Origin of the sequence: Marinobacter halodurans, from assembly GCF_004327985.1 — a bacterium.
GTDB classification, from domain to species: domain Bacteria; phylum Pseudomonadota; class Gammaproteobacteria; order Pseudomonadales; family Oleiphilaceae; genus Marinobacter_A; species Marinobacter_A halodurans.
Genome location: NZ_SJDL01000184.1, coordinates 1 through 632 on the forward strand (window position 1 = coordinate 1; position 632 = coordinate 632).

The following is a 632-nucleotide window of genomic DNA, read 5'->3' on the forward strand; positions in this document are numbered from 1 at the left end:
ACCAGAGACAGGCGGTCGAACACCTTCTTGGGCAGGGCCGCGTTCATATGCGACGCGCCACTATTCCACCAAGGTCCACGACCATTCATCGCGCTTGTCCAAGCCCTCGGCTCGGGTAGTCCGAGCCGCATCAGGTTACGAGCCCGAGTGCGGGCCTGTTTCCACTGCCGCCACAGGATGAGTCGCAGGCGACGCCTGACCCAGCCATCCAGTGCCTCAACCGCACGCTTCGAGGTGGTCAGGCGATAATAGTTCGCCCAGCCTCGTAACACCGGATTAAGTCGCTGGATGGTAGCGGGCAGCGACCGCCCACGCGCTCCTTGGAGCAGCTGACCCAACTTCGCCTGATACCTTTTCAGACTCTGGGGCGCGATCCTCAGCCGGACCTGCTTGTGCCAGCTCACGCTGTAACCCAGATAGCTCCGGCGCCAGGGGCGATCCACGGCGCTTTTCGCCGCATTCACTGTCAGGCGCAGGTGCGTTTCCAGATAGTGGGTGATACTGGCCATGACCCGGTGGCCTGCTCGTCTGCTGCGAACGTAAATATTGCAGTCGTCCGCGTAGCGGCAGAACCGATGACCTCGCCGCTCCAGTTCCCGGTCCAATTCGGTCAGGAGTACGTTGGAGAGCAA

1 protein-coding gene is annotated in these 632 nt (G+C 61.9%); it reads right to left on the bottom strand.

Annotated elements, in window-relative coordinates; all coding sequences use genetic code 11:
- On the bottom strand, positions 1–632 hold a 632-nt coding region (locus tag EZI54_RS24020), incomplete at both ends, for a group II intron maturase-specific domain-containing protein (RefSeq protein WP_242674592.1).